The following is a 25,923-nucleotide window of genomic DNA, read 5'->3' on the forward strand; positions in this document are numbered from 1 at the left end:
TCGAGGTCCGTCATCATCGGCACCGCGCCACTGCGCATGGTGACATCGGTCATCGTGCCGATATAGCCGATCAGCTTATCGAAAAAGGGCTTCGGCCAGATATGGTTGAAAGCGTCGATCTTCTTCATGGAATGCTCCTCCTGTCTGTCCTGCTGCGGCACCGCGAACTTAAGGGAAGTCCAGTGCCCCGAGGCGTTTAAAAAATCCGCGAGCCGAGCGATGCCGAGATCTCGGCCATGCTCCGTCGCGGCAAAATGCGAAGGCAGTCGCCGAAAGTCAACACATTTTCTTGTATTATGAGATTATCGCCCGGAAATCCTGTGTCGATGCGAGGCCAGCGCGGCGGTGATCTCACCGGCTGCAAGCAAGACCTCCCGCCCGATATCCTCCACAGCGGAGCCGCGGACGTGTTCTTGAGCGATCGTTACGGAGAAGCTGGCGATGGGGCTCTGGCCCGCATCGAAGATCGGTGCCGCGAAACCGACGACACCGGGTGTCACCTCGCCATGGGCCACGGCATAACCCTTCTTGCGCACCGACTTCAGCCCGTCGAGGACGGCTTCCACGGTATCGCCGGCGCCCGCTGCCTGCCAATCGTCGAGCGTGCGATTGATCAGCGGCACCAGATTGCGGCGCGGCAGGAAGGCGACGATGGAGCGGCCGATCGCGCCGCGGCTGAGCGGCATCGGCCTCCCGCGCGGATAGCTGCTGATCGCCTCGCGGCTGGAACTGATCGAATCGACGCAGAGGATCTTTTCGCCGTACCAGCGCACCAGAAGCGCCGTGCATTCGTATCGCCCCGTGAGTTTCTGGAGGTAGGGCGCGCCGGAAAGGATGAGACTGTCGGATTTCCGCAGCAGGTAATCCATCTCCACCACCCTCGGGCCCAGCGTGAAGCCGGTATTCGGCATGGACGTGAGGAAACCGCTGTCCTTCAGGATCTTGAGATAGCGATAGAGCGTCGGCCGGCTATAGCCCAGCTCCTCCATCAGCTCTTCCGGGGTCCATTCCAGACGGTCCTCGGTGAAAACCTCAAGAACCGCCTGAAGGCGTTCGAGACTGTTGACGGCCTTTTTTCTCAAAGGTGCTCCCGCTCTTTCCTGACGGCGCGCGACATCAGACCGGCCGGACCTAAGCGGCAATAACGATAACTGCGAAAACTGCAATGGCAAGTGGTGCTACTCGGCCGCCTTCAGCGCAGGCAGGCGGGCACCGCCAGGCGCGCTGACTGCCGCCTCCGTCGCGACCACACGCCGGATCGCCGCCAGATATTCCGCCTGGAGAGCCGTCGGCTGCCAGTTGCGGCGGGTGGTGATGCCGATCGACAGCGGCTTTCCCGGCACTTCGTAGTTCAGAAGCGCGAGGAACCCGGCCTTCAACTCGTGCCGGAGCTGATGGCGGGAAAGCAATGCCAGCCGATCCGTCTGCATCAGGATACCCCGCAGAGCCGTCAGCGAGCCGGTCTCGACGGTCCCTTGCATCTGCGGTCCATCGGGAAACTTCGCCGCCAGGGCATCGAACGTGCTGCGGTTGGGCGTCCCCTTGCGCGCCACCACCCATGGATAGGAGGCAAGTTCGGCAAGCGAGACATCCGCCTTGCTCGAAAGCGGATGGCCGGCACCCGCGACGACTGCCAGCCGAAAATCGAAAAGCGGCTCTTGGCACAGTGTCGGCGTCAGGCGGCTGCGCAGCGCGCCGATCAGAAAATCGATATGTCCCATTTCCAGATCGCTGAGAAGCTGCTCGTAGCTGCCTTCGAGGATCTCGAACCGCGCCAGCGGATGGGTGAGGGCCAGCGAGGCAATGGCATCGGGCACAATGGTGGTGCGCGCCATGGGCAGCGCGCCGATCGATACCAGGCCATCGAACTTGCCGCGCAGCTCCTGCACTTCCTCGGTGGCGTTGCCGAGTTCCTTCAACGAAAGGCCGGCCCAGCGGGCAACGGCGCGACCGGCACCGGTGAACCGCGTCGCGCGGCCATCGGCCTCGAAAAGGCTTGTGCCGAGGATTGCCTCCGCGTTGCGCGCCGTGCGCTGAACCGCGGCGCCCGATTGGTCGAGGATGCGCGCGGCACCCGGAAACCCTCCGGTCTGGGCAAAGGCCTGTAGGGCGCGCAGGTGGGAGATCGTCAGCCTTGCATCGGCACCGGAGCCGCGCGAACCCGAATCCGCCTGGAGCCTCTGGCAGCCGGTCCGGATAAGATCGAGTGCCCTGAGCGACCGGGTCTGGACGACCCGGCCTGCCGGCGTCGCCATCGCATGCCCCGGCCCGCGCTCGAGAAGCCGCGTTCCAAAGCGGTCTTCGAGGCGCGAAATCGCCTGCGAGGCCGCCGGCTGGGTCACGCCGACGATATCGGCCGCCCGCGTCAGCGAGCCGGTGCGCAGGCAGGCGCAGAAAAGACGGATATGGCGCAGATTGGGATAGTCCACGTGTCTGTCCTCCCCTGCCTTTCTCCTCCCGGCAGCGGGTCGAAACGGAGCAAGTCCGGCACTTGCCCCGCTTCGGTTAATTCACGGTGCGACGTTGCGCTCGCCGGTCAGCTGTTCGTTCATCCATTCCCCGCTGGCACGGATGCCACCGAGCGGGAAGACATGGATCTGCTGGATCAGGCTTTCCGGATGGGAAGCCTTGTAGTCGGCGATCTCGGTCAGCACTTCGGTCGGCTCGTAGGGAACCAGGAGCTTGCTGAGATCCATTGCGCGCTTCTGCAGCACGCCGAGCGAGGGGCCGACACCGCAGGCGATGGCGAACTTGATGAGCGTCTGCAGCTTGGTCGGGCCGGCAATCCCGAGATGGATTGGTAGTTTGACCCCGGCGGCAGCGATGCGCTCCGCCCAGGCGATGACCGGCTTGGCATCGAAGGCGAACTGCGTGGCGATCGCCATCTCCGCATCGGTGCGCTCGGAATAGGCCTGCTTGAACTTCAACGCCTCGTCGACGATCCTGTAACCGCCGTCCTTGTCGATGTCCTTATTGCCTTCCGGGTGGCCGGCGACATGCAGCCGCTTGAAGCCGTAGCGGTCGAACAGGCCGGTCTCGATCAGCTGGATGGAACTGTCGAAATCGCCGGCAGGCGTCGAAACGCCGCCGCCGAGCAGCAGCGCCTGCTCCACGCCCGCCTCGTTTCTGTAGCGCTTGATCCAGTCCTCCAGGATCGCATGGCTTGGAATGATACGGGAGGGAAAATGCGGCATGACGGGGAAACCGTCTTCGTGCAGGCGCCTTGCGGTCTGCACCATGTCCTCGATCGGCGTCCCGTCGATATGGGCGATATAGACCCGCGTGCCCTTCGGCAGCAGGGCCTTGAAATCTTCGATCTTGGCCGCGGTGCGCGGCATGACTTCGATGGAATAGCCGTCAATAAGGTCCCTGAAGCTGGCCGGCTCCACGGACTTTTCTTCCTGCTTGCCCCTGAACAAATTCAAAAGTGCCATTGTTGATCCTCCCCCCGTTTAGCCAATGAAAAACGTCCGGTCAGACGGACGGAGCGGCGTGCGAGAACAACCCGTTCTCGCACGCCCATCGATTAGAGGGCCTTCTTTGTGCGCCAGCTTTCGGCGTAATTTTCACGAGCTTCCTGAGCGTAAGGCACCGCCGCGACGCGAACGCGGATCTCAGCCTGTTTGTGGCCCTGCTCGACGGAGGTCTTGGAGGTACCGCCATCCGGCTCGCCCCAAATGAGCGTCAGGATATCGTTTTCCTTGATGTCGGCATCGACGACGCCGAGCGACAGCATGGAACGCTCGTTGTAGCTATAGCCGTTGAACATCGACAGGCCGACGACCTTGCCGTCCTTCAACACCTTGTCGAAGCTCGACGAAGCGTAGTTGGAGAGCGGGAAGTCGATCCACTTGGCGGCCTGCTCGCCTGGCTGGAAAGCCGAAGCGATGACCTTGACGACGTCGTCGGAATTCCACTCGAAGGTAACCTTGCGGCGTTGCGGGGTTGCCTTCTGCTTTTCGACGGCGGCGCGGCCGACGAAGTCGTGGTCGAACTTGACGTAGACGCCGTAACCCAGTTCGTAGGGGTTCAGGTAATAGTCTTCGATCTTGTCGGAGACGTAGCTGCCGCCGATCGAGCCGCTGGCTTCGTAGCTCTGGGCAGAAAGCCAGTCGCGATAGGCCTGCAGTTCGTCACCGGTGTAGATCGCCGGGAGCGGCGACGGGATCCAGCCGGATTCCAGGGTGTTGGTGGCATAGGCGCGGCTGCCGACCGGGCGCAGATCGACGCCGGCTTCTTCAGCGGCCTTGATGATGGCGGCGCGAACTTCGTCCTTCTCCGCATACGGACCCCAGATTTCGAGACCCGGAGCGCCGGCCATGCCGTGACGCAGGGCCTGAACCTTGCGGCCGCCGACATTGATCCAGTCGACGTGGAAGAACTTGATTTCCGGGATCGGGCCGCCGTTCATCTTTTCGAAGACCTTCGGCGCATCCGGACCCTGAATCTGGAAGCGGTAATGGATGCGGGTGACGAGCTTGCCGTCCGGACGCGAAGGCGAACGCGGGTCGTGGGTCAGCTTGACGTTATATTTGCCGAGCGACGCGTTGTAGAGCAGCCAGTTGGCGGTCGGCGCGCGGCCGACGAGGACGAACTTCTCTTCCGTTTCGCGGAAGATGATCATGTCGCCGATGACGTGGCCGGCAGGCGTGACTGGAACGTAGTGCTTGGCGCGATCGACGCCGAAATTGGCGAAGCTGTTGATCGACAGGCTTTCCAGGAACTTGGCGGCGTCCGGGCCTTCGACGACCAGCTCGTCCATGTGATGCGACTGGTCGAAAAGAACGGCGCCTTCACGCCATGCAGCCTGTTCAGAACGCCAGTTGGAGAATTCCGGAGCCACGACCGGGTATACATAGATGCCGGTCTTGGAGTTACGCAGATGCTCGACAGTGTTGCCCGCATCCTTCAAAACTTGAGTGAGATTGGCCTGAGTCACGGAATTCCTCCCTATGGTTTGTCTGTGGCTTGAGATGTCGTGTATACATGACGGCATCGGAAGACAAATTCAAGGGGAAATATTCGGCAGGCTGACGATCGCCTCCGGATAGTAAACCGAAGGCTTCCGACCATCAAAACCTGCGGCAGGCGGTCGGGTCTCAGGAGTTGAGGAGCACCAGGCCGGGAACGGTCAGCATCAGTTCCGGATCCTCGAACACGGCGTATTCGAGGTTCTTGCGGGCGATGCGGGCATGTTCGCGGGCGATGAATTCCGCCCGCGCGCCCTCGCGCCCGGCGATCGCCGACACCAAAGTGCGATGCTGTTCCTGCGCGATATGCAGCGATTGGCGGAAGGCTGCCACGTGGGCGCGGCCCGACAGGAATGCCGATGGCGACGCGAACGGCAGCCGTGTCGCGCGCTCGACCTCCCGCTGGATTACCGTGCTGCCGGAGAGCTCGACCAGCACCACATGAAACCTTGCGTTCGCCTCCGAATAGGCTTCCAGATCCACGTCGTCCGCAGCTTCACCGAAACAATCGTCGAGCCGGGCCTGGATTTCCCGAAGCTGATCCAATCCTGCCTGGGAGACGCCGCGTTCGGCGGCAAGCCGCGCCGCGGTCCCTTCCAGCACGCCGCGCAGCTCGATCGCGTCGACGGCATCCGCATAGGTGAAGCTTCGGACCACGAAACCGCCATTCGCCAACCGGTCGAGCAGCCCCTCTTCCGCAAGGCGCGACATCACCTCGCGCACCGGCGTCCGGGAAATCTGCAGCGTCTCGGCCAGCGACACTTCGAACAGCCGGGTGCCGCCGGGATAGTCGCCGCTGAGGATTTTCTTGCGCAGTTCCATCAGCGCGCGCATCGTGTGGGTCGTTCTCGAGGTCTCTTCCAAATCCGCACCTTTGCCTGAGACAAGCCGGCGCAACCTCCGCCTGTCGATCTGCAAATCTTAGCCACATCTGATGGATTGGCCAAGCCTCATGTATACAGAGGGCTAAGGCTGTGGATGACGGTGCGGGTTTGGAGTGGAAAAGCATGCCGCGTATACAAGGCAACGCGCTGAAGAGGCGAGCTTATTTGCCTTGACGCCGAGCCGAAAGGACCCGCGCAACAGTTTCCCTGAGATCGCCGGCCGGCTTCACGCCGCTGGCCGCCATCTCGTCCTGGACGGCGGCAATCTCGCGGGCAAGACCGCCGTTCAGCCCCAGCGCATCCAGCGTAACGCCGCTTTCACGCATCTCGGCGGCCCGGCGGCGGCCGTGGCGGGTGGTGCGCTCGAACTGGTAATCCGGGAATTTCGACCAATCGAGACCCGGAAAGCTCTGGGAGAGCGAGGTTAAAATTTCCTCGAAGCAGCCCGAGGCCTCTGCCGCGAGCAGCGCCTCGACAGTGATTGCTTCAAGACCTTTCACGAACACGGAACGCACCATCTTGATGGCTGTCGCAGAGCCGACTGCTTCTCCGGCGACATCGGCGCTGAAGCCGAGACCGCGAAAACGCTCCAGAAGTTCGGCCGCGTTCTTGCCGGCAATCAGAACCGGCGTCGCATGGCCCTTCGGATGGACCGGGGCCATGACGGCCATGTCGAGATAGTCGGCACCCGTTTCGTTGATAAGCGCGGCAGTCTCGCGCTTGCGGCCCGGGGAGACGGAATTGATGTCGATCAGCAGCGCGCCCTGGCCGAGATGCGGCGCGATGGACTTCGCGGCAATCAGGCTCTGGTCGGCGGTGACCGCGCTGAAGATCCATTCGGCATCGGCAAGACCCGCAGGCGACGCTTCCGGCCTGACGCCACGGCTTGTCATCGCTGCCTGCATCTCACCCGCCTTGGCGGCATTGTCGAGCAGCAGGTCATAGGCACGGAATTCGCCATTCTCGAGCTTCGGCGCCAGGCTGTCATGGAAGGCGCGTGCCGCTTCGCCAAAACCCAGAAATGCGATCCTCATGCCCGTGTCCTACTCTCAGTCGCCGAAAACCACGCCGTCGAAAAGCTTGCGCGCCGTGCGCAACACCGCCGCACGATAGACCTCGCCATCCTTCATGGTGACGATGACGCTCATCTCGCCGGTCGGATGCTCGATCGACAGCAGCTTCTCGTCGCCTTCCGGAATGACGGCCAGTTCGGAAGCCGGACCTTCCGGCAGAAGGCAGGCGGTCGCAACGCTGACCGCGCCGAGCACGCCGATCGCATCATGGCACGTATGCGGGATGAAGGTGCGGGTCGAGATCGCCCCGCCCGCCGCCGGCGCAGAGACCATGGTCATCTTCGGCACGGATTTTTTGGCGACGTCACCGAGATTCATCATCGGCCCGGCTTTCAACCGGATCGCCTCCAGCTTGGCGCGCAGTTCCTGGTTCGCTTCGAGATCCTTCGGGCTTTCCGTTCCGGCAATCCCGAGCACGTCGCCGCGCATGACGACACAGGGCATGCCATTGTCGATCAGCGTGCAGGCGACGCCTTCGATCACGTCGACCGCATTCCCGGTCGGCAGCAGCGCGCCGCAGGAGGAACCGGCCGTATCGGCAAACACGATCGGCACCGGCGCGGAGGTTCCCGGCACGCCGTCGATCCGGGCATCACCCTTGTAGGTCACCTGGCCGCCGGGTGTTTCGATCGTCGCGATGGCGATCTGCCCGGTATTTTCCATGAAGATCGAGACTTCGGTCTTTTCGCCCTTGGCGGCCACCAGCCCGCGCTCGATGGCGAAAGGCCCGATGCCGGCGAGGATATTGCCGCAATTCTGCGCATCGGTCACGATCGGCTGGTCGACGAAGACCTGCAGGAAAAGATAGTCGACATCGACCCCTTCCCGCTCGGACTTCCGGACCACCGCCACCTTGGAGGTCAGCGGGTGGGCACCGCCCATGCCGTCGATCTGGCGGGGGTCGGGCGATCCCATCACCCGCAGCAGGAAATTGTCACGGTCGGCCGGCAGGTCCGAGGCGAGGAAATACCCGCCCTTGGAGGTGCCGCCCCGCATCCACATGCAGCGGACGCCGGTTTCAGTGTCACTCATCTCGATCTCCCTTCTTCTCCCGCCCGGGAGAAGAGAAAGCGGCCTCCACCGCTCAGATATACTTCAGGCCTTTTTCGGCGAGCTTGCCGCGCATGTCGTAGATATCGAGGCCGAGTTCGCCGGCGGCGAGCCGCTTGCGCTTGTCCTCTTCGGCAGCGACACGGGCTTCCGCCTTCTTGGCAACCGCTTCGGCTTCCTCGCGGGCAACCACGCAGACGCCATCGTCATCGGCAACGATCACGTCGCCCGGCCGGACATAGGCGCCGGCGCAGACGACCGGAATGTTGACCGACCCGAGCGTTTCCTTGACCGTGCCCTGGGCATAGACCGCCTTCGACCAGACCGGGAATTTCATCTGGGTCAGATCGACCACGTCACGCACGCCGGCATCGATGATCAGGCCCTTGCAGCCACGCGCCTGGGCGGAGGTGGCAAGCAGATCGCCAAAGTAGCCGTCTTCGCAGGGGCTGGTCGGCGCGAGCAGCAGGATGTCGCCGGCCCTCAACTGCTCGATCGCCACGTGCAGCATCCAGTTGTCGCCCGGAGGCGCCGAGATGGTGACGGCGCTCGCCGCAAGGCGCGCACCCGGATAGATCGGCCGCATGTAGCTGGCGAGCAGGCCCTTGCGGCCCTGCGCTTCATGCACCGTGGCAACACCGCAGGCGGCCAGCCGGTCGATGACCGACTGATCCGCGCGTTCGATATTCTGGACGACGACCGACATCAGAGTTCATCCCCCATCAAAGTTCATCGACAGTGCGCGGGAAGACCGATTGGAAGCCTTCCGCGTGGGTCGACTTGCGTCCGCTGGCCTGGCCGCCGGAATTGCGCATGAAGTGGTTGCCGCGGTTCTCGGCGACATTCTTGTAGAAGTGCCAGAGATGTTCCTGGCCTTCCATGCACTGGATGGCCGCCCACTTCTTTTCCCAGACGGGAGAGATGTCGAGGAAGACATCCGGCTTCCATTCCATCTGTTCGGTCTGATGCGGCTCGAACAGGTAGAGCTGCGGCGCGCCAAGAATCTTTTCGCCGGGATTGTGGCCCCAGGCCTGGGCGATCATGCGGGCTTCGATCGCAACCTGCGTCGCATACATGTGGTCGGTATTGTAAGGGTCCCACTTGGAATGGGAGAGCATGAATTCCGGCTGAACCTTGCGGATCACGTCGACCAGCTTGAACTTGGCCTCCTGGTCCACGACCAGCGGATAGTCGCCGAGATCGAAGAACTGGATGTCGGTGACGTTAAGCGCCTTGGCAGCATTTTCTGCTTCCCTGCGGCGCTCCGTCTTCACCTTTTCGAGCGTCATGCCCGGGTTCTTCCAGAGCTTGGCGCTTTCGCCGCGCTCGCCATAGGACAGGCAGATGACGGTGACGTCGTAGCCCTTTTCCTCGTGAAGCGCGATCGCGCCGCCGCAACGCCAGACGAAATCCGCCGAATGGGCGCTGATGACCAATGCTGTCTTTGCCATGGGATGCCTCTTGACTTACTTGTGCGCCACCGGCGGCGTGCCGTGCGTGTGGAAGGTTTCGATCGTCTTCATGCCCCAGGCCTGGCCTTTCTTGCGGTCGGCTTCGGTCCAGACGACCGGCTTCCAGTCCGGCCGCAGGATCAGGCGGGCGCCTGCATTGGCGAGCTCGACGCGGTTGCCGGCGGGCTCCCAGACGTAGAGGAAGAACGTGCCCTGGATCGCATGCTTGTGGGGGCCTGATTCGATGTGAACGCCGTTTTCCAGGAAGATGTCTGCGGCGCGCAGGATGTCCTCGCGCTGGTCGCAGGCATAGGTGACATGGTGGAAACGGCCATGCGAACCGGTATGGTCCTCGGAGCAGGCGAGATCATAGGTCTTGTTGTTGATGGTGAACCAGCAGCCGCCGAGACGGCCGTTGTCGAGCTGGATCATCTCGGTAACCCGGCTGCCCAGAGCCGTGGTCATGAATTCGCGGATCAGGCTGACATCGGCGGCAAGCAGATTGACGTGGTCGAGGCGGCGCGGGCTCGCACCGCGGCCATGGTAACGCTGGGCGATGTTCTTCAGCGCCGGCTTTTCTTCCGGCGGCGCCACATATTCCCTGGTGTCCCAGTAGAGCTCGAACAGATGGCCGTCAGGGCTCTTGAACTGGTAGGCCCGACCGTGACCAAGATCACCTTCGGTCCAGCCGACGCCCCAGCCCTTTTCCTCGATTACCCTGACGCGGCGCTCAAGCGCTTCGGCGGACGAGGTGCGATAGGCGATGTGGCCGACACCGGTCGTGTGATGCCTGGTGAGCTTCAGCGTGTGGAACTCGTAGTCGTCATAGGCGCGCAGATAGACGCTGTCGCCTTCACGGCCGCTTTCGGTCAGCCCGTAGACACGGGTGAAAAAGTCGAGCGACTCGTCGAAACGGTCTGAATAGAGCTCGACGTGGCCGAGATGGGCAACATCATAACAGGGTTCGGTCATGGCTTTTCCTAGATGGTCGATCTATCGCGCCCGGCGGACAGGCGCATTCTCCTCCAAAAATCGAGCCCGCGTCCTCCACTCCAACACGGCCGGCGCATGGGCGCCGCAGCTTGGCATGAAGACATAAAAGCAGATCGGCAGCCTGACGAATAGGTTCTGCTGACGCGGCATAAGTTTTGGTTGAGATCAGGAAAAAGCTGCTCGGCGCGTGGCGAGCGAAGACGGGACGCTAAAGGCCCGAAGAAAACGGCGCGGCGGCAGGACCGCCGCGCCGGACGACATTACCCGGCGATATAGGGCGCAATTTCGTGATAGCCGCGCCAGATCATCTCGAGCGACACGTAAAGGATGACGGCAAGACCGACATAGGCAATCCAGCGATGCCTGTTGAGCAGGCGGGCGATGAAGCTTGCCGCAATACCCATCAGCGCGATCGAGAGGACCAGGCCGAAGATCAGGACTTCTGGATGTTCATGAGCAGCACCCGCAACGGCGAGCACGTTGTCGAGCGACATGGAGACGTCGGCAATGACGATCTGCCAGGCAGCCTGGGAGAAAGTCTTGCGCGGCGCACCGCCCGCGACCGTACCGTCGGCATTGAGGTCTGCATTCTGCAGCGCTTCGTTAGCTTCGTCCTCATGCTGATGGGGCGTGCGCAATTCGCGCCACATCTTCCAGCAGACCCAGAGAAGCAGGACACCACCGGCCAGCAGCAGGCCGACGATCTGCAGAAGCTGGGTCGTGGCAAGCGCGAAACCGATACGCAGCACGGTCGCTGCGATGATACCGACCAGAATGGCTTTGGACCGCTGTTCCTTCGGCAGGCCTGCAGCAGCAAGGCCGATGACGATCGCATTGTCGCCGGCCAGCACGAGGTCGATCATGATAACCTGCAGGAGGGCGGACAATGCCTCCGCGCTGAAAATTTCCATCATTTGGCACCCAATCTCTTAAAAGGCGGGAGTGCCCGCGTGTGGACCGAGACGAACTTGAGACGCTCACGACCTGCATTTCCGCCTGTCGTAGGTCACCGCCGTTGTCGTCACATGATTCCCACGAACACCAGGCACCCAAGTTGGACTAATCCAGTCCGACATCACAGCTCAAGCATGAACTGTCAGAGGGGCCCGGTCCTGGTGGCGTGAGATTTAGCGGCATGATCGCAGAAACTCAAGTGGCGAGTTTATGAAACAGCTGGTTTTGGGCTGTTTTCGCCCGTGATCGTTGACGATCCGTTGTAATCCGTCCACAGCGCCAAGAGCTGCGTCAACGGAAGTGGCCACCGGGCTTGCGGCGACCACACCGAGATTACGAAAGCGTGGGGTCGAGCTTGTCGCGCAGCCAGTCACCGACAATGCTGATCGACAGGGTGGTCAGCATGATCACGACCGACGGAGCGAGCATGATCCACGGCGCGCGGGTCAGGTATTCGCGGCCGAAACCGACCATGTTGCCAAGGCTCGTCTCCGGGGGCTGCACGCCGAGCCCCAGGAAGGAAAGACCGCTTTCCATCAGGATGATTTCCGGGAAGGTCAGCGTCATCGAGACGATCAACGTCGAGGCGACGTTCGGCAGGATGTGGTGGAAATAGACCCGCGCCGGTGTTGCGCCGAGCTGCACGACGGAGGCCGCATACCCTTGCGAGCTCGCCGAGATCGCCAGGCCGCGGGCGATGCGGGCGTAACGCTCCCAGCCGTAGAACCCCATGAGGCAGACGAGCAGCACCATGGACGAGCCGAAGAAGGCGAGCACCGCGAGCGACATGATCAGGAACGGCAGCGCCGCCTGGAAATCGGCAAGCACCAGCACGAGATGTTCGACTGCACCCCGGAATTGCGCCGCCGCGAAGCCGAGCGCCGTGCCGAACACCGCAGACAGGATCGTCGCGCCGAAGGCGATGATCAGCGACACCCGGACCGACTGGAGCAGGCGCGAAAGCACGTCGCGGCCGAGTTCATCGGTGCCGAGCAGATGTTTCAGAGCGCCCGGATGGGAAAGACGGCTCGACAGGTCCATGGCCGTGATGTTGTAGGGGCGGATCTGGTCGGCGAAGACCGCAACCACCACCACGGCCGCCAGCCAGAGAATGCCGAGACCGACGGTGAACGGCACGTTGCGGCGCAGGCGGGTGATGAAGGTCGCATACCAGCCGGGCGTCCGCGAGCTTTCCGACAGATTGATCGTAGCCATATCTCTTTATCCTCAATGCGCCGCGTTGGAGCGAAGGCGGGGGTCGAGCCAGCCGTAGAGCAGGTCGACGACGAGGTTCGAAACCACCATCGCGGCGGCAATGATCAGCAGGATGCACTGGACGACGGCGAGGTCGCGGTTGCTGACCGAGACGATCAGCAGGCGGCCGATGCCCGGCCAGGAGAAGATCGACTCGACCACCACGGCACCGGCAATCAGCGAGCCGACCATGAAGCCGACGATCGTCACGATCGGCACGGCCGCGTTCGGCAGCGCGTGGTTCCAGACGACGTCATGCCATTTCAGGCCCTTGGCGGAGGCGGTGCGGATATAGGGCTGGCCCATCACCTCGATCATCGCGCTACGCGAAAAGCGGGCGAGGATGCCGATGCCGCCGATGCTCATGGTCACCGTCGGCAGGATGCCATGCACCCAGGTGTCCTGCCCGCCGGACGGCAGCACGCCGAGGGTGACCGCAAAGATCAGCACCAGCAGGAGACCCATGACGAAGGACGGGATCGTGAAGCCGAGGACCGCGAGCAAGATCACGCCGCGATCGGCAAAACTCTGGCGGTGCAGCGCCGCATAGACGCCGGCCGGGATGCCCAATACCAGTTTCAGGAGCAGCGCCGGCAGGGTGAGCTGCAGCGTCGCAGGCACGCGCTGCAGAACCAGATCGAGCGCCGACGCCTTGTCGCGCATCGACACGCCGAAATCGCCGCTGAAGATCGATTTGATGTAGGCGAGATATTGAATCCAGAGCGGCTGGTCGAGCCCCCAGGAGCGACGGAACGCATCGACGGCCTCCTGGGGCACGTCCGGGCCGAGCATGACCTGCGCCGGGTCGCCCGACATGCGCAGCACGACGAAGGCGAAGGTGACGACGGCAAAGATGGTGATCATTGCCCTGAGGATTCGGACGGCTATGAAGCGGATCATCTGGGGCTCCTCAGGCCGCAATCGCGGCGGCTTCGCCGGCCACGACATGACAGGCGGCCGTGCGGCCATTGCCGATCGGGCGAAGCTGCGGAACGACAGCGCGGCAGACGTCCTGCGCCAGCGCGCAACGGGGGTGGAAAGCGCAGCCGGACGGGCGATTGGCCGGGTTCGGCGGCTCGCCCTGGAGAATGACGCGTCCTTCGAGGATCTTGCCCGGCACCGGCACGCTGGAAACCAGCGCCTTGGTATAGGGATGCTGCGGCGAGTGGAAAATCACGTCGGATGAGGCTTCCTCGACGATCCGGCCGAGATACATCACCGCCACCCGGTCGGCGATGTTGCGCACCACCTTGAGGTCGTGGCTGATGAACACCATGGCGATGCCGTTCTGCTCCTGCAGGTCCCGCAGCATGTTGACGACCTGCGCCTGGATGGAGACGTCGAGCGCGGAAACCGGCTCGTCGCAGACCAGAAGCTTGGGGCGTGCGGCAAGCGCGCGGGCGATCACGGCACGCTGCCGCTGGCCGCCTGACAGTTCATGCGGATAACGCCCGGCCTGATCCGGACGCAGGCCAACGGCCGTCATCAGTTCGGCGACGCGGGCTTGCTGGTGTTGTTTCGGGATGAGCTTGTGGATGTCCAGCGGTTCGCCGATCTGCCTGGCGATCGTCACGCGCCGATCGAGCGCCGCCAGCGGGTCCTGGTAGACGAACTGCATCTTCGCCCGCAGCGCGCGCCATTCCGGCGTCTTCAGCTGCGGCATCGGCTTGCCTTCGAACCTGACTTCGCCGCCCTGTGCGGCGTCGATGCCGAGCAGCATCCGGCCGAGGGTCGATTTGCCCGAGCCGGACTCACCGACGACGCCGAGCGTCTCGCCGGGCTTCAGCGCCAGCGAGATGCCGTCCACGGCACGCACCGGATGCGCCTGTGCAAACAACCCGCGACGGATCTGGTAGATGCGAACGAGATTGTCCGCTTCGATGAGCGCGGTCATAGCAGCATATCCTCGGTCACTCTGGTTCTTGGCTCGGCGGGCTCGTTTGCCGGCACCGGCCGGAAGCAGGCGAGCTGCCGGCCATCGGCCGATGTGACGAGCGGAGGGCGCTCGACGCGACAGGCTTCGACCGCGCGAAAACAGCGCGGCTGGAAGGAACAGCCTTCGGGGAGATGTTTCGGGTTCGGAACCGTGCCGGGAATCGGGATCAGCCGCTGGCGGGGACCGTCGATCCGCGGGATCGCGTCGAATAGACCGCGCGTATAGGGATGGCGCGGCTCGGAAAAGAGCTGCGCAACGCTGCCCTCCTCGACGATCCGGCCGGCATACATGACGCAGACCCGTTCGCAGACCTGAGAAACGGCGCCGAGATCGTGGCTGATGAACACCGTCGCCATGCCGGTCTCGGCCCGGAGCTGGATCAGCAGGTCGAGGATCTGCGCCTGGATCGTCGCGTCGAGCGCCGTGGTCGGCTCGTCGGCGATCAGCAGGTCCGGTTCGCCGGCAAGCGCCATGGCGATCATCAGACGCTGACACTGGCCGCCCGAAAATTCGTGGGGATAAAGATCGAAACGGCGGCGGGCATCGGGAATGCCGACCATGTCCAATAGCCGCAGCGCCTCCCTTCTAGCCGGGTCACCCCTGAGGCCGCGATGCAGCGACAGCGCCTCGACGATCTGGCGGCCGATCCTGAGCACCGGATTGAGCGAGCTCGACGGGTCCTGGAAGATCATCGCGATCCGGCCGCCGCGCACCTGTTCGTAGACCTCGCGCGGGCCACCGGCGAGTTCCTGCCCCTCAAGCCGCACGGAACCGGTAACGCTCGCCTTGCCGGGAAGCAGTCCCAGCGCCGCGAGCCACGTCACCGACTTTCCACACCCCGATTCTCCGACGAGACCGAGCGCTTCGCCCCGGCCCACATTGAGATCGATGCCGTGCAGAACCTGGACGCCGTCGAAGGCGACCTTCAGGTCACGCAGCTCCACCAGATTGGACGATGCCCTATCCATATCCCGCCATACTCCTGCCTCCCGCCGCTTCCGGACCGAAGACATTGCCGTTTTTGAAAACAAATGCTCCGGCGGCCGCATGGTCGCCGGAGCAGGGGAGAACGATCCCGTCAGATCGCCCAGTTGGAGGAGCGGAAGTCCATCGCGAAGGCCGGAGCGGCCTTCCACTTGAGCGACGACTTCATGCCCGTGAACACGGCGTTCTGGTGCAGGACCTGATAGACGGGGTCTTCGCGCTCGCAGATTTCCAGCATGCGGGCGATCGCCTTCTTGCGCAGCGCGCGGTCGGTGGAGGTTTCCATGACCTGCGCAAGCTTGTTCATTTCGGCGTTCGTCCAGTCCTTCTTCTGCTGGACTTCGCCGTTCGGGCCGAACTGCACGACAAGCGGGGTGATCGGGTCGTTGATCGTATTGGAAGCCGACCAGTCGCGGACGCCCTTGACGCCTGCCGGATCGTGGATCTGGCCCCAGTTTTCCTTCATTTCGATCTGCACGTTGATGCCGACCTGCTTCCACATCTCGACCATGATCTGGCCGTTGGCCGTCTGGTTCGTGTAGTAGTTGTTGAGTAGGCGATACGGGATCGGGTCACCCTTGTAGCCGGCCTGCTTGATGAGGTCCTTGGCGAGCTGCGGATTGAATTCCGGAGCGGCCCAGCCTTCGATGAACATGTCCGAAGTCCGGAAGGATTCGAACTGCAGACCGGCCGGGGTGACCGTCTGGCCGGCCCAGAGCGCATCGACGATCGCCTTGCGGTCGATCGAGTGCGTCATCGCCCGGCGCATCAGCGGGTTGGCAAGGATCTGGTTCTGAGTGTTGAAGACCGAAACGCGGTGGTTCCAGATGGTCGAGCTCTGAACTTCAAAGCCCTTGGCAGCCTTGATCGTGGCGATCTGGTCCGGCGGCAGGTCGCAGGCGAAGTCGTATTCGCCGGAGAGCAGGCCGTTGACGCGCGAGGCGACTTCCGGAACTTCGACGAAGCGGATCTGGGCGAGCGGCGGACGGCCACCCCAGTATTGATCGAAGGCGACGAGCGTCAGCGAGACATCCGGCTTGTATTCGGCAACCATGTAGGCGCCGGTCGTGACCGGCTTGCGGGACCACTCGGTAAAGGACTTGGCTTCGTCCCAGGCGCGGCGGTTGGTGATCTGGCTGCCGCCGGAATAAAGGCGGCCTTCCATCGTGACATCCGGTGTCGCGTTGTGGAAACGGACGGTGTACTTGTCGACGGCCTCGACGCCGGCAAGAGCCGGCCACAGACGGCGGCCAACGCCGGGAACGGAAGCCGGCAGTTCCTTGACGGTGGTCGGCTTGTGCTCGGCTTCGAAGATCGTCTTGCCGCCGGCCGGCTCCGTATTGCCGAACACGCGTTCCCTGGAGAACGAGAACACGACGTCGTCAGCCGTCAGCTCGTCACCGTTATGGAACTTGACGCCCTGGCGCAGCTTCAGTTCCAGCGTCTTGTCGTCGATGCGCTTCCACTCGGTTGCGAGACCCGGAAGCGGACCCTGGTTGCCCATCCAGTTGCGCAGGATGAGACCTTCCCAGAGGTTCGGGAAGAAAACGCGCTCGCCGACATTCGACTGTTCGTGCCAGACGTCCAGCGAATTGTTGTTGGTGATCTTCTGGACGGCGATGGTGATCGACGGACGCTTGTCGCTCTGGGCGATCGAGAAACGCGGCAGGATCAGCGAACCGGCAGCGGCCCCGGCAAGGCCGAGCGTGCTGCGGCGGGTGAAGTTGACCATGGAAATAGTCCTTTGGCTTCGGGTTAATGGACGAGCTCGATCAGCCCCTGTGAGCTTGAGCGGTGACGGCTGAGGGGTTCGCTGAGCTTGGCCCGCCAACGGCACGCCATCCGCTCGGGCTGCAGCCGTGAAAGCCGCTCGCCCCGATTGACAACGTTAAGAAGCGTATTGCTGCCGCTCACGAATACCCCCTGATTTGCAGGGGCTATTTGGCCAGCCCGTGTATCAGTTCCGTGACGCTAACTTGGCGATTCGATGAAATTGAACACGGATGCAAATTTCATGATCGCGCGTTACAAATGTAATATTGGCGACACAAAATTCTGGCATGGAACCCTCCGCGTAGATTTTCTTCCGGCGCATTCCTCCCCCAAATTTCCTTTGTTTTAATGGAGTTTTCCATGTCCTCCCTCCCCGTGATCGGCGCCGCCATGACGCTTGGCGAGCTCGAAATTCACCGCAACTGGCTTTTCGAAAAACAGCGCGATCTCGAACTCCAGGATTTCACCACCGGTGACGTTCTAAACGGCGACTGGGCGCCGCTGGCCGAGCGCGCCAGGAAGCTGCTCGACGGTTTTGAAGGCCGCCTCGGCATCCACGGCCCGTTCTGGGGCTTCACCATCGCTTCCCAGGATCCGGATATCCGCGCCGTCGTCGCCAAGCGCCTGAAGCAGGGCCTCGACGTCTGCGCCGCGATCGGCGCAACCCAGATGGTGGCCCACAGCCCCTACACCACCTGGTCCTACAACAACCTCGACAACAACAAGGGCGAGGGCGAGCGCCTCGTCGAGCACGTGCATCTGACGATGCGCGATGCCGTCAAGCAGGCCGAGGATATCGGCGCAGTGATCGTTCTGGAAAACATCGAGGATATCGACCAGCACATCCGCGTGGCGCTTGCCGACAGCTTCAACTCGCCGGCCGTCGCGGTTTCGATCGATACCGGCCATGCCCATTACGCGCACGGCTCCACCGGCGCTCCGCCGGTCGATTATTATGTGAAGGCGGCCGGCAATCGCCTGCAGCACGTGCACCTGCAGGATGCCGACGGTTACGCGGACCGCCACTGGGCGCTCGGCGAAGGCAATATCCTCTGGCCGTCGGTCTTCCAGGCACTTGCCGATCTCACCAGCAATCCGCGCCTGATCGTCGAGATCAAGGACAAGTCGAAGATCCCGGCTTCGGTCGAGTATCTCGCTTCGCTCGGCCTCGGCCAGTAAGCCGGACCTTAAAAGCTCACGCCCCGGCGCACCGCGCCGGGGTTACCGTAGTTCCGGGGACATATCCCGCAGATGCGACTGGGTGGCGAGGATATCCCCTACCATCATGTCCCGCGCGAGCGCGCCATTGCGCTCTCGAAGCGCCGCAACGATCTTGAAATGATAGGACGAGAACGGGTACACGACGCCCTTGTCGAATTCCTTTTCCACGTAATTGGTCAGCATCCGCATATAGGGGCCAAACCGCAGCCAGAGCATTTCGATATGCTGTGGCAGCACTTCGGAGCGCGATGCCTCGTAGATGCCGAAATGGAATTCCTGGTTCTTGCGCAGCATGCCGTAGACGTCGCCGGCCTTGCCGGTCTCGTCATGCTCGCGGGCGAGCGCTTCCGAACGGTCGATATCCTCGTCGGTCATATGCCCGGCGGCGAGTTCCGTCGCCAGACCCTCAAGCGCGATGCGTGCCTGGCAGAGATCGTCGAGCCGCTCACGGGAAACCGCCGGCACCCGCGCCGATCCGTTATGGCCGATCTCCAGCCCGTTCTCCGCCGCGAGCCGTCTCAACGCCTCGCGCACCGGCATGTGGCTGGTGCCGAACTCGGTTGCCAGCGACGAAATGGTGATCGCCTGCGCCGGGGCAAAGGAACCCCACATCAGCGCCCGGCGCAACTGTTCGTAGACCGTATCCTGAACAGTCACGCGCGACGTGACCTTCAAAAGCCCGCTATCCGCCATCCTTGTCCTCTGATCCATTCATATCACAACCAGGCCTCGCATAACGGGCCGCGCTCTTCAAGTCTCCCGGCGTCCGGCCATCTCCTGTTCGCGACGCGTTCCCCTTGATCGAATGCCGATGACACAATAGAACATTTGAAAGTTTGATCAAATGCTCATTAGGCTGTGAGCAAACATAAATAGGGGGAGGCTTATTGTGTCACGGGTATCCCTCTTCATCGATCGACGACACCCAGGGAGAAATCCATGAACACGCATGTCACGGCAGGCGACAACCTCGCCAAGGCCTTTCCGGTCGATGAACTCAGGCTGAAATTTCCGGCCCTCCAGAAATACAAGGACTTCATCTTCTTCGAAAATGCCGGCGGCGCTCAGGTGCCCCAGGCCGTCGTTGATGCCGTCGCAGCCCATCTCGTCGATTGCAACGTGCAGCGCATGGCGCCCTATCTGCACAGCCAGGGCGTTGACCGCACGATCGCCGAGGCCCGCGTCTCGGTGGGCCTGCTGGTCAATGCCTACCGTCCGGAGGAAATCTCCTTCGGCCTCAACGCCACCTCGTTCATCCGCCTCGTCAGCCTCGGCATCGCCAAGATGCTGCAGGAGCGCAACGAGATCATCGTCACCGACATGGACCATGACGCCGACATCGCCACCTGGATGGCGCTCGAAGCCGACGGTGCCAAGATCGTCTGGTGGAGGATGCGCGAAGACGGCATGCTGCATACCGACGACCTGAAGCCGCTCCTGAACGACAAGACCCGTCTCGTCGCCTGCACGGTCACCGCCCATTCGATCGGCACGATCGTCGATGTGGCGACCGTCGGCAAGCTGGCGCATGCGGCCGGCGCCGAGGTCTTCCTCGACTGCGTGCATTACGGCCCGCACGCGCTGATCGACGTGCAGGCCTGGGATTGCGACTATCTCGTCTGCTCCGGCTACAAGAATTTTTCGCCGCATATGGGCTTCCTCTGGGGGCGCTATGACGCGCTGGTCAAGCTCCCCACCTTCAAGGAAGACTTCATTCCGGACGTTCCGCCCTACAAGATCGAGGTCGGCACCTTCACGTATGAGAACGTCGCCGGCATGAATGCCGCCGTGCTCTATCTCGAGGACCTCGGCCGCAGGTTCCTTGCCGACGGCGAACATTCGCGCCGCGATGCGCTTGCCGCCGCCATGGGCGCCATCCGCGCCTACGAGCAGACGCTGTCGAAGAAGATGCTGTCGGTCTTGAAGAAGCATGGCGCCACAATCTACGGCGTTTCCGACGAAGCCCAGGTGGAAAAGCGCGTTCCGACCATCTGCTTCAACATTCCGGGCCTGACGCCGCAATATCTCTCAGTCGAACTCGGCAAGAACAATATCGGCAGCCGCGACGGCCATATGTTCGCACCGCGCCTGATGAAACGCCTCGGGCTCACCATAGAAAGCGGCTGCATGCGGGTCTCCATGGTCCACTACAACAAGGTGGAAGAAATCGACCGTTTCGACACGGTGCTCGGCGAGATCATCGCCAAGGCCAGATAATGCAAAGACCTCCGCGGGACTCGTTACCGCGGAGATCTTCATCTCATTTGAGGTGATGGTAGCGACGCCGGAAATAAACGAGTGCTTCTTCATCCGCCGGCCCGTGGGCAATCCCGACGACACGGCAGAACAGTACGTGATGCGTTCCGCTCTCGACCGCATTTTCCACTTCGCAATCGAACGAGACGATCGCATCCGTCAGCCGCGGCGATCCCGTCGCGCCGAGCACCCAATCGCCCACCGCAAACCGGTCGTTCTGCGGCGTCGAACCGCCGAACAGCCTCGACATCGGCTCGTGGCCTGCGGCCAGCGTATTGACGCAGAGCACGCGATTTTTCTCGAACATGCCGGCGACCGAACTCGACCGGTTGAGGCAGACGAGCAGCGTCGGCGGCCGGTCCGTCACGCTGCAGACGGCCGAAGCCGTGAAGCCCGCAAGCCCGCCCGGCCCGTCTGTCGTGACGATGTTCACCGCCGCCGCCAGTTGCGCCATGCCTTCCCGGAAGGCGAGCCGCGTCGCGTCCACTTCGTCGCTTTGAATATTTATCGTCATTCGACCCTTAGCCCCGCCTTCCTCAACAAAGGCATGACGCGATCACAGAAGAAAGGCAGCTCATAGGTGTAGTTTACGAAGGACATGGCAATACCGGAATACCCCTGTTCGGAGATCGCAATCATGTCTTCGACTATCTTTTCCGGTGTGCCGATCAGCGGATAACCGCCGGCGCCGCCTGCAAACCGCTTTCGATAAAGATCGTAAGCATTTTTGTCGTGCGACTGGGTGAATTCCTTCTTGCCGGCCATATGCGCATCGACCGCCGCGTGATCTGCCATCGTCACCGCATAACGCTCGTAATATTCCTCGGCCTCCTGCTGGGTCTCGCGGCAGACGACATGGCAAACCGTATAGGCACCGACATCGCGCCCGAGCTTGTCCGCGCGGACTTTGATGTCCTCCACGTGTTTTCCGGCCTCGGCAATCTCCGTGAACGTCGTGAACAGGTACTCGCAGTTCTTGGCCGCGAAATCCCGACCCGGCCCGCCGAAGGCGGCATTCATGGTGACCGGCCGCGGCGACTGCAGGCTGGCTGGCCGGCTGACGACGTCCTTGAGCTTGTAATAGGTGCCGTCATAATCGAATGGCGCGTCGGACGTAAAGGCCCGCTCCATGATCTCCAGCCATTCGTCGGCCTGGTCGTAGCCCTTCTCGACCAGCGGCACGCCGAACATGCCGAATTCCTTCGGGTTCCAGCCGCAGACGATGTTGAGGCCCGCCCGGCCGCTGCTGATGTGATCGACGGTCGCCAGCGCCTTTGCCGCGTAAAGCGGATGCACAAGCGGCACATGCACGGTCATGAACAGCCCGATCCGCTCGGTGACGGAAGCAAGGCCCGCTGCCCAGGTGAACGTCTCGAACGACCATTCGCGCACCCGGTTCTTGCCGCCGAAACCCTTCCAGCGGGCGATCGGCAGGAAGAAATCGAGCCCGCCCCGATCGGCGATCTGCACGGCGTTGAGATTGTCCTCCCAACGCGCCTGCCAGCGTTCCGGCACGTCGGTAATCGCCAGCCCCCCGTCTGCATTCGGCGAAAAGACGCCGAGTTTCAGTCTGCTGGGGCCTTTCAGCGGATGCGGCTTGATCATGCTGTTCCTCTCTTTTGTATTCTTCTGCGGACGGGACGCGCGGTCTGCGCCTCCTGCAACTGGCGCCGCCGGACGGAGAGATAGGCCTCCTCGGCCGCGAACATGAAAAGCGTCATGCGGTCCTGGACCATCAGCGGATCGTGCGCGAGGAAGGCTGCGTGAATGCGGGAAAGACCGTCGATATACTGGTAGGCGGCACCCGGATCGGCGAACGTGCCGAGCCGCACCGACTGGAAATAATCGATGAAACGGGAAATCGTCGCCGCCATATGCGGATTGTTGACGGCCTTCAGCCACGCATTGCGGAAATCGACATTGGCCGCCAGCAGGGCCGGAATATCGCTCGCACCCAGCGCCAGTTCCACCCGGTTCATCGCCGCCGTGATCTCCGCCTCGATCTCGGGCGTCATGTCGCGGGCCGCACAGGCCGCGGCGCGCGGCTCGAGCTGGCGACGCACCTCGAAAAGCCCGGAAATATCGTCCAGCGACAATTCCCGCACTGCAAAGCCGCGCGTCGTGCCGACAAGATAACCTTCAGAAACCAGCCGAAGCAGCGCCTCTCGCGCCGGCATGCGGGAAATGCCGTGGGCATGGGCGATCTCGGTATCCACCAAGCGATCCGTCGGCGAAACGGCACTCCGCTGCAGCTTCAGCCGCAGATCGGCATAGATCGCATCCACCAGATTGTCGGTCGGCTTCAACATCGAAATCTCCTGCGAAAACCGTATACTGATTCTGTCTTATATCAAGCAAATTTTTCCATAATGCATATACACTCCCTATTTCATGTAATTTTCAGTATACTGTTTAATTCGCTTGCAGCTCCAGGAATTTTAGGCTTAAACTTTAATTTGACGCAGGTTTGAAAGCCGTTTCAGCAGACTTCACAAGGTATCCCGATGAGCGACTTCCGCAGGAAATGTATTGGCCATGAGCGCGTCATCGGCACATTCGCGGCGATCCCGCATCCGGTCGCAATCGAGGTGACCGCTGCGGCCGGTCTCGATTTCATCTGCGTCGACGCCGAACATGCTCAGATCGGCCGCGAGCTGATCGAAAACCTCGTCCGTGCCTCGGATGTCCATCGCGTGCCCGCCATGGTGCGCGTTCCCGGCCACGCCCCGGAATCGATAGCCGCCGTGCTCGACGCCGGAGCTGCCGGCGTGCTGGTGCCGCGGATCTCGAACGCCGCCCAGGCCAAGGCTGCCGTTCTGGCGACCCGTTATCCGCCGATCGGCGAACGCGGCGTCGGCCCGGGACGCGCCGCGGGCTACGGCTACCGCATTCCCGACTATCTGAAGTCGGCGAATGAAAGCCTCGTCCTCGCGATCCAGATCGAGACCGCCGAAGGGCTCGCCAATGTCGAGGAAATTGTCGCCGTCGAGGGCGTCGACGTGGTCTTCATCGGCCCCGGCGACCTCTCGGTCTCGATCGGCGCAATGGGGCCGGATGGAGCCGAGAAGCTGGATGCGGCCATTCTGACGATCACCAGGGCTGCCCGCAAAGCGGGCAAGGCCGTCGGCATCTTCCGCCCCTCCGCCGATGACGTCGGAAAATGGTCGGAAGCCGGCATCAGCTTCTATCTGCTCTCAAGCGATACGAGGTTCCTCGGCGCCGGCATCGCTGCCGAGGTCGCCACCGCGCGCTCCGCATAAGCTGCATCAATTTTCCAGGAGTGACGACGTGAAAGCCATCCAGTACAGCGAACACGGCCCGGCCGATGCGATGCATTATGTCGACCTGCCCGATCCGGTCGCCGGACCGGGCCAGATCCTGGTGAAGCTCGAGGCTGCCAGCGTCACGCCTTTCGACTGGAAGCTCCGCGCCGGACACTTGCAAAGTCACTTCACCCTACCGATGCCGAGTGTGCCCGGCCGCGACGGTGGCGGCACGGTGATCGCCATCGGCGACGGCGTCACCGAGTTCAAGGTAGGCGACCGGGCCGCGGTCATGGCCGGCGTTTTCGCCCAGGGCGGATATGCGGAAATGATCGCTGTCGATGAAAAGCATGCTGTCAAAATTCCGGACAACCTCTCGACCGTCGATGCGGTGGCGCTGACCAATGCCGGCTTGAGCACCTGGATCGCAGTGCGGACTGCGGAAGTCAAATCAGGCGACAAGGTTCTCGTGCATTCCGGTTCGGGCGCAGTCGGCGGATTGCTGGTCCAGCTCTGCCACCACCTCGGCGCCCACGTCACTGCCACCTGCCGCTCGACCAATCGCGACTATGTGCTCGGTCTCGGCGCCGATCGGGTGATCGCCTATGACGAGGATGACTTTTCCGAACGCCTCACCGATCAGGATATCGTCTTCGAACTGATGGGCGGCGAAGTCCACGACAAGTCCTACAAGGTGCTCAAGAAGGGCGGCCATATGGTCTGGCTGGTCGCCGACCCGATCAGGGATCGCGGCGAGGAATTCGGCGTCAAGGTCACCCGGGCGATGATCACCGACGACAAGTCGGCGCTGCAATCAATGATGGATCTCGCCGGCGCCGGCCTGCTCAAGCCCCAGGTTGCCCGCACCATGCCGCTGTCGGAAGTGGCCGAAGCCCATCGCCTGATGGAAAAAGGCGCCATTTCGCGCGGACGCCTGATACTGACGATGTGACGTTCTTCAGGTGCCACTCGGAAACAGCGGCGCCTGACGGCCCTTGGCGACAAAAGTCCGGAAATCCTCGATCGCGTGCTCGTTGGCGAGCGCGCAGAACGGCCCGCGACTGACCTCTATGCCGTTGATCTTCTGCAGCCGCACGTCCATCTCGGCGCTCTTCAGTGCCACCGCCGCCGTATTGACGACCGGCGCATGCAGGACCTTGAACCCGTATTCGCCGCCGACCAGCAGTCCCGGCAGAACGCCTGCCGGCACCACGACGTCGGCGCCGTCGCGCACCAACGGCTCAGCGCAAGCGGTGAAATTGGCAAGCATCCGCCGCCGCGCGTCTTCGTCGCCCGCAAAGGCGGCGCTGAAATCCGAAGGTTCGCAATTCATGCCGACGACGTGCTTCACCCGGCCGCCGAGGCCGTAGAGATCGGCCTGCTCGTAATGCCAGGTCTGAAAGACGTCATCGAGGGTGACCAGCGCCATGCGCCGGCCCAGCCGTGCCGCATAATGCATACAGACCTCGCCGGCGCCGATCACCGGAATGGTCAGCGCCGACTTGAGCTCATAGAGGCCGGGATCCTGGAAATGGCCGATGACGACGGCGTCATATCCACGGCTCGCCGCCTCCAGCCCGTTGTCGATGGCGATCGCCGCGCAACGGAACTCCGCCAGCCGCCCGAAATGACGGTCCGGCGGGCTGATGCCGAAGACGTCGACTGTCGTGCCCGGCTCGGCAATGCTGTTCAGATAGTCCGAGAGCCGCGTCATATAGGCGGCGCTTGCAGTGGCATCGATGAAACTTTGCCAGAAGATGCGCATGTTCCCCTCGTTTCGTTCATTTTCCGGGTGCGATTCGCACTCGTCAAAACCCCAATTTAAGGCTTTACTCCGGGTACAGAAACACCCCGGAGAGCC

25 protein-coding genes are annotated in these 25,923 nt (G+C 62.6%); 4 read left to right on the plus strand and 21 right to left on the minus strand.

Features of this window, described 5'->3' with window-relative positions:
* Positions 1-302: 302 nt before the first annotated feature.
* The 16 genes from LZK81_RS21750 to LZK81_RS21825 all read right to left on the minus strand — a co-directional run bounded on the left by LZK81_RS21750 (position 303) and on the right by LZK81_RS21825 (position 17,281).
* Positions 303-1,082, minus strand: a complete 780-nt coding sequence (locus LZK81_RS21750; RefSeq protein WP_233954645.1) for an IclR family transcriptional regulator — start codon at positions 1,080-1,082, stop codon at positions 303-305.
* Positions 1,083-1,178: 96 nt separating this feature from the next.
* Positions 1,179-2,429 carry a LysR substrate-binding domain-containing protein gene (locus tag LZK81_RS21755; RefSeq protein ID WP_233954646.1) on the minus strand — a complete coding sequence of 417 codons (1,251 nt, stop codon included), beginning with the start codon at positions 2,427-2,429 and terminating at the stop codon, positions 1,179-1,181.
* Between the two features lie 81 nt (positions 2,430-2,510).
* Positions 2,511-3,434, minus strand: coding sequence for a methylenetetrahydrofolate reductase (locus LZK81_RS21760; protein ID WP_046605123.1), 924 nt, complete (start codon positions 3,432-3,434; stop codon positions 2,511-2,513).
* 92 nt (positions 3,435-3,526) lie between these two features.
* A complete protein-coding gene (gene ligM, locus LZK81_RS21765; RefSeq protein ID WP_046605122.1) occupies positions 3,527-4,939 on the minus strand; it encodes a vanillate/3-O-methylgallate O-demethylase in 1,413 nt (470 codons plus the stop codon).
* A 160-nt stretch (positions 4,940-5,099) separates the two neighbouring features.
* A complete protein-coding gene (locus LZK81_RS21770; protein WP_370689391.1) occupies positions 5,100-5,834 on the minus strand; it encodes a GntR family transcriptional regulator in 735 nt (244 codons plus the stop codon).
* 181 nt (positions 5,835-6,015) lie between these two features.
* Positions 6,016-6,888, minus strand: a complete 873-nt coding sequence (locus LZK81_RS21775) for an NAD(P)-dependent oxidoreductase (RefSeq protein ID WP_233954647.1) — start codon at positions 6,886-6,888, stop codon at positions 6,016-6,018.
* Between the two features lie 15 nt (positions 6,889-6,903).
* Positions 6,904-7,959, minus strand: coding sequence for a 4-oxalomesaconate tautomerase (locus LZK81_RS21780; protein WP_233954648.1), 1,056 nt, complete (start codon positions 7,957-7,959; stop codon positions 6,904-6,906).
* A 52-nt stretch (positions 7,960-8,011) separates the two neighbouring features.
* Positions 8,012-8,683 (minus strand): 4-carboxy-4-hydroxy-2-oxoadipate aldolase/oxaloacetate decarboxylase, encoded by a 672-nt coding sequence (locus LZK81_RS21785; protein WP_233954649.1) that lies wholly within the window; start codon positions 8,681-8,683, stop codon positions 8,012-8,014.
* Between the two features lie 16 nt (positions 8,684-8,699).
* The gene (locus LZK81_RS21790; RefSeq protein ID WP_046605118.1) at positions 8,700-9,428 is read right to left on the minus strand and encodes a PIG-L deacetylase family protein; all 729 of its coding nucleotides are present in this window, start codon (positions 9,426-9,428) and stop codon (positions 8,700-8,702) included.
* 15 nt (positions 9,429-9,443) lie between these two features.
* Positions 9,444-10,400, minus strand: a complete 957-nt coding sequence (locus LZK81_RS21795) for a VOC family protein (protein ID WP_046626235.1) — start codon at positions 10,398-10,400, stop codon at positions 9,444-9,446.
* A 281-nt stretch (positions 10,401-10,681) separates the two neighbouring features.
* On the minus strand, positions 10,682-11,335 hold the full coding sequence (locus LZK81_RS21800) for a TerC family protein (RefSeq protein WP_233954650.1): 654 nt from the start codon (positions 11,333-11,335) through the stop codon (positions 10,682-10,684).
* A 373-nt stretch (positions 11,336-11,708) separates the two neighbouring features.
* Positions 11,709-12,590, minus strand: coding sequence for an ABC transporter permease (locus LZK81_RS21805; RefSeq protein ID WP_046626234.1), 882 nt, complete (start codon positions 12,588-12,590; stop codon positions 11,709-11,711).
* A gap of 12 nt (positions 12,591-12,602) precedes the next feature.
* Positions 12,603-13,529 (minus strand): ABC transporter permease, encoded by a 927-nt coding sequence (locus LZK81_RS21810; RefSeq protein WP_046605114.1) that lies wholly within the window; start codon positions 13,527-13,529, stop codon positions 12,603-12,605.
* 10 nt (positions 13,530-13,539) lie between these two features.
* Positions 13,540-14,523: an ABC transporter ATP-binding protein gene (locus LZK81_RS21815; RefSeq protein WP_046605113.1), complete on the minus strand. Its 984-nt coding sequence runs from the start codon at positions 14,521-14,523 to the stop codon at positions 13,540-13,542.
* Positions 14,520-15,533, minus strand: coding sequence for an ABC transporter ATP-binding protein (locus tag LZK81_RS21820; protein ID WP_046626232.1), 1,014 nt, complete (start codon positions 15,531-15,533; stop codon positions 14,520-14,522). Before LZK81_RS21820 ends, LZK81_RS21815 begins: the two co-directional genes overlap by 4 nt.
* A gap of 110 nt (positions 15,534-15,643) precedes the next feature.
* Positions 15,644-17,281, minus strand: a complete 1,638-nt coding sequence (locus LZK81_RS21825; protein WP_233954651.1) for an ABC transporter substrate-binding protein — start codon at positions 17,279-17,281, stop codon at positions 15,644-15,646.
* Between the two features lie 401 nt (positions 17,282-17,682).
* On the opposite strand from LZK81_RS21825, the gene LZK81_RS21830 reads away from it, so the two are divergent.
* Positions 17,683-18,501 (plus strand): sugar phosphate isomerase/epimerase family protein, encoded by an 819-nt coding sequence (locus tag LZK81_RS21830; protein WP_233954652.1) that lies wholly within the window; start codon positions 17,683-17,685, stop codon positions 18,499-18,501.
* 42 nt (positions 18,502-18,543) lie between these two features.
* On the opposite strand, the gene LZK81_RS21835 is transcribed toward LZK81_RS21830, so the two are convergent.
* Positions 18,544-19,254, minus strand: a complete 711-nt coding sequence (locus tag LZK81_RS21835) for a GntR family transcriptional regulator (RefSeq protein ID WP_233954653.1) — start codon at positions 19,252-19,254, stop codon at positions 18,544-18,546.
* A gap of 228 nt (positions 19,255-19,482) precedes the next feature.
* Here LZK81_RS21835 and LZK81_RS21840 point away from each other — a divergent pair, with 228 nt between their 5' ends.
* The gene (locus LZK81_RS21840) at positions 19,483-20,760 is read left to right on the plus strand and encodes a cysteine desulfurase-like protein (protein ID WP_233954654.1); all 1,278 of its coding nucleotides are present in this window, start codon (positions 19,483-19,485) and stop codon (positions 20,758-20,760) included.
* Positions 20,761-20,803: 43 nt separating this feature from the next.
* Here the strand turns inward: LZK81_RS21840 and LZK81_RS21845 are convergent, their stop codons facing one another.
* Genes LZK81_RS21845 through LZK81_RS21855 form a run of 3 tightly spaced genes read right to left on the minus strand, consistent with a single transcriptional unit; the run spans position 20,804 to position 23,108 of the window.
* Positions 20,804-21,313: a flavin reductase gene (locus tag LZK81_RS21845; RefSeq protein ID WP_046605108.1), complete on the minus strand. Its 510-nt coding sequence runs from the start codon at positions 21,311-21,313 to the stop codon at positions 20,804-20,806.
* On the minus strand, positions 21,310-22,404 hold the full coding sequence (locus LZK81_RS21850) for an LLM class flavin-dependent oxidoreductase (protein WP_233954655.1): 1,095 nt from the start codon (positions 22,402-22,404) through the stop codon (positions 21,310-21,312). Before LZK81_RS21850 ends, LZK81_RS21845 begins: the two co-directional genes overlap by 4 nt.
* Positions 22,401-23,108, minus strand: a complete 708-nt coding sequence (locus LZK81_RS21855; protein WP_233954656.1) for a GntR family transcriptional regulator — start codon at positions 23,106-23,108, stop codon at positions 22,401-22,403. The genes LZK81_RS21850 and LZK81_RS21855 overlap by 4 nt, the downstream gene beginning before the upstream one ends.
* 195 nt (positions 23,109-23,303) lie before the next feature.
* Here LZK81_RS21855 and LZK81_RS21860 point away from each other — a divergent pair, with 195 nt between their 5' ends.
* Positions 23,304-24,059, plus strand: a complete 756-nt coding sequence (locus tag LZK81_RS21860) for an HpcH/HpaI aldolase family protein (RefSeq protein WP_233954657.1) — start codon at positions 23,304-23,306, stop codon at positions 24,057-24,059.
* 28 nt (positions 24,060-24,087) lie between these two features.
* Positions 24,088-25,014, plus strand: a complete 927-nt coding sequence (locus LZK81_RS21865) for an NADP-dependent oxidoreductase (RefSeq protein WP_233954659.1) — start codon at positions 24,088-24,090, stop codon at positions 25,012-25,014.
* A gap of 6 nt (positions 25,015-25,020) precedes the next feature.
* On the opposite strand, the gene LZK81_RS21870 is transcribed toward LZK81_RS21865, so the two are convergent.
* Positions 25,021-25,827 (minus strand): aspartate/glutamate racemase family protein, encoded by an 807-nt coding sequence (locus LZK81_RS21870; protein ID WP_233954661.1) that lies wholly within the window; start codon positions 25,825-25,827, stop codon positions 25,021-25,023.
* Positions 25,828-25,923 lie beyond the last annotated feature (96 nt).

The sequence above is a fragment of the Neorhizobium galegae genome (assembly GCF_021391675.1).
In the GTDB taxonomy this organism is placed as follows: Bacteria; Pseudomonadota; Alphaproteobacteria; order Rhizobiales; family Rhizobiaceae; genus Neorhizobium; species Neorhizobium galegae_B.